Source organism: Streptomyces sp. NPDC058685 (assembly GCF_042714725.1).
Taxonomy (GTDB): Bacteria; Actinomycetota; Actinomycetes; order Streptomycetales; family Streptomycetaceae; genus Streptomyces.
The window spans coordinates 1-2991 of sequence record NZ_JBHXSL010000113.1 but is presented as its reverse complement, the minus strand read 5'-3'; the positions used below and the strand labels follow the sequence as shown (position 1 = coordinate 2991).

Below are 2991 nucleotides of genomic sequence, written 5' to 3'. Positions count from 1 at the left end.
CAGGAGCATGTTCTCCTCGCCGGTGATCAGACCGTCGACCGCGGAGAACTGCCCGGTGACACCGATCGCGGCCCGCACCGCCTGCGGCTCGGCGGTCAGATCGTGGCCCGCGACCTGGGCCTGCCCGGCGTCGGCAGCGATGAGGGTGGAGAGGATCTTCACGGCGGTGGTCTTGCCGGCGCCGTTCGGGCCGAGCAGCGCGAACACGGACCCGGCCGGCACGACGAGGTCGATGCCGTCGAGGACGGTCTTGTCGCCGTACGACTTGCGCAGACCGACGGCGGAGACGGCGGCCGGCGACGGGGAAGCGCCGGACTGGTTGGACGTGGGCATGACAGAAGAAGGCATGAGGCCCTCCCATTCGAAGGAGCGGTGAGCGGTGAAGTGGGCGTGGAGACCGGGCGGTCAGGCGCGGGCGCGGCGGATGTCGATGTTGCCGTAGCGGGTGCGGGCCTTGACCTCTACGGTCTCGTCGGTCTTGTCCGGGTTGTCGGAGGAGGCGAGTCCGTTGCGGACCTGCCCGTTGCTCGAGCTGACGTCCAGCCAGGCGGCCGTGCCCTCACGGACGCCGATCTCGATGGCACCGTAGGAGGTCTCCAACTGGACGGTGCCACGGGCCACATCACCCACGCGCAGGGTGCCGTGGGCGGTGGTCGCGGCGACCGAGCTCTCGGCGCGCTGGATGTCGATGTCGCCGTTGGCCCCTCGCACGCGCAGCTCGCCGACAGCGGCACCGATGGTCGTGGAGCCGTGCGAGTTCTTCAGGACGGCCGGGCCGTCCACGACACCGACGCGCACACTGCCGGAACTGGTGGTGATCTCGGCCAGGCCCTCGACCCGGCCCACGGTGATGGACCCGTGCGACGCGGTCAGCTGAAGCGGGCCCGTCTCGTCCAGGCGGACGTCACCCGACGACGTCTTCACACGGACCTCGCCGAGCCGGCCCTCGCCGAGCACCTGCGTCCAGGAGCCGGTCGCATCGATGCGTGAGCCGGTGGGCAGTTCGACCGTCACGTCGACGCTGCCGGTGGGGCCGACGAGGTAGGGACCCTTGGGTGTCCGGATGGTCAGCACACCGCCGGCATAGGTGACCTCGGTCTGCTCGACGACCCGGACGTCCTTGTCCTTCTTCGGGTCACGGGGCCGCACCTCGACGACGGTGTCGTGGCGGTCGGTCGCGGTGAACTGGATGGAACCGGCGGCCACGTTGGCGGTGACCGAGATCGGCAGAGGGGTGTCGAAAGAAGGCATGGCTGTCCCGTCCTCTTGGGTCTTCGCGGCGTCCCTGCTGGTGGGACGTGGGGTGAGTGAGTGGGAGCGGGGCGCGGCTAGCGCACCCAGCCCGTGAAGCTGTTTCCGACGGTGCGGGTGGCCCGGGCCTTCTCCGACGTACGCGACGGGGCACCACCCTCGACCGCGGCCGACACGGCCCGCACCAGCCAGGCGTTGACCGACAGGCCCTCGCGGCTCGCGGCCTCCTCGGCTCGCGCCTTGAGATGGGCCGGCAGGCGCAGATTGACGCGGGCGGTTCCGCCCTCGTCGCCGTCGGCGGGCGCCGGGGCCGGAGCCCTCAGCGGCTCGGCCGGCCCGCTCCCCTCGTCGTACGCCTCGTCGCCCGCCGGCCGTGTGACCACGAAGTCGGGGTCGAGACCGCGCAGCCGTACGTCGACCGAACCCGGGGCGAGTTCACGGGTGACCTCGTCCATCGCGGCGGAGAGCACATTGAGCATCGTCAGGCGGGTCGCCGACTCCAGGGGAGCGGTGAGGCGCTCGGCGAGTTCGCGGGCTTCTTCGCCGCCGGCTTCGGCGGCCACCGCGAGTTCGCGGCGGAGGTTGTCGACATACGGCGTGAGGTCCATGACGTCATCATGGCACCACTATGGCGTCACAGGCAAGCGCTCAACGGAAGCAATCGTGCGCCACGACCAACTCAGTGGCGCTGACCTGCGCAAACATACCGTCATCGAGTTGCGCCAGCGCGGCACCATACGGATATGCGCCCCCTTGAGTGCCACAACGAAGGCCCCTGATGGCACTGATTGGCACCGCGAGACGCCGCGAGGTTCGATCGACGGCCCACGGAAGCCCACCAGAGGGGCCTCTTCCCAGGCCCTATAGAGGCCCTTACCTCCACGCTTCACCTTGGGGACCTCGGCGACGAGGGCCACGCGCCCGACTTTTCGCGCGCACCGAGGCTGCACCGAGCCATTGACCTGCACATTCGCGGCCGCCCGCCCGTCGGGAAGTCACAGCCGGCACTCGCGATGCCAAATATGGCTCCACATGACGCCACTCATGTGCCACTATGGCGTCACAACAGCGCAGCCCTCGGCCTCACCGTCGAGGAGTGCACGTTTCACAGACCGAGAGCCGTCGAAGGGGTCGGATCATGGAGACAGCACAGGGTCAGCAGCAGGCGATGCCCGGCGCCGTCACCGCCTTCGCCCGCTTCGTGCTCTGCGGCGGCGGGGTGGGGCTCGCCTCCAGCTTCGCCGTGGCCGCTCTCGCCACCTGGATTCCCTGGGCACTCGCCAATGCCCTGATCACCGTGGTCTCCACGCTGCTCGCCACCGAGCTGCACGCCCGCTTCACCTTCGGCGCGGGTGGGCGCGCGACCTGGCGCCAGCACGTGCAGTCGGCAGGATCGGCCGCTGCGGCGTACACGGTGACCTGTGTGGCGATGTTCGTTCTGCGCCAACTGGCGGCGGAGCCGGACGTGCTGCTCCAGCAGGTCGTCTACCTGTCCGCCTCGGCACTGGCCGGTGTCGCGCGGTTCGTGGTGCTGCGTCTCGTCGTCTTCGCGCGCAACCGCTCGCAGGGCGCGGCGGACGCCCGCCCGGTGCATATGACCGTGGGCCGGCCCTCGGTTCCGGCCGGCTCCGAGGCGCTGTGCCGCGCCGCCTGACGGTTCTGTCGGCGGCGCGGCACCGGGGCGGGGGTGATCCCCCGGCCCCACACAAATGTTTATAATTTGTCGGGCCAGCCCCGGCA

4 protein-coding genes are annotated in these 2991 nt (G+C 70.2%); 1 reads left to right on the top strand and 3 read right to left on the bottom strand.

The genetic code is table 11. The features are described 5' to 3' along the window. From ACFWU3_RS36405 to ACFWU3_RS36395, 3 genes are all read right to left on the bottom strand, one after another. Positions 1–348 (bottom strand): ATP-binding cassette domain-containing protein (locus ACFWU3_RS36405; RefSeq protein WP_384445897.1); only part of this gene is annotated, 348 nt, incomplete at its 3' end. Between the two features lie 57 nt (positions 349–405). Then, a complete protein-coding gene (locus tag ACFWU3_RS36400; protein WP_384445895.1) occupies positions 406–1251 on the bottom strand; it encodes a DUF4097 domain-containing protein in 846 nt (281 codons plus the stop codon). Positions 1252–1328: 77 nt separating this feature from the next. Continuing rightward, the gene (locus ACFWU3_RS36395; protein ID WP_384445894.1) at positions 1329–1859 is read right to left on the bottom strand and encodes a hypothetical protein; all 531 of its coding nucleotides are present in this window, start codon (positions 1857–1859) and stop codon (positions 1329–1331) included. A gap of 530 nt (positions 1860–2389) precedes the next feature. On the opposite strand from ACFWU3_RS36395, the gene ACFWU3_RS36390 reads away from it, so the two are divergent. Further along, positions 2390–2905: a GtrA family protein gene (locus ACFWU3_RS36390; protein ID WP_384445892.1), complete on the top strand. Its 516-nt coding sequence runs from the start codon at positions 2390–2392 to the stop codon at positions 2903–2905. The last annotated feature ends 86 nt before the right edge of the window (positions 2906–2991 follow it).

Excerpts from the sequence above, each read along its gene's own strand:
- ACFWU3_RS36400 (WP_384445895.1), bottom strand. The coding sequence starts at position 1,251 with ATGCCTTCTTTCGACACCCCTCTGCCGATCTCGGTCACCGCCAACGTG.
- ACFWU3_RS36395 (WP_384445894.1), bottom strand. The coding sequence starts at position 1,859 with ATGGACCTCACGCCGTATGTCGACAACCTCCGCCGCGAACTCGCGGTG.
- ACFWU3_RS36390 (WP_384445892.1), top strand. The coding sequence starts at position 2,390 with ATGGAGACAGCACAGGGTCAGCAGCAGGCGATGCCCGGCGCCGTCACC.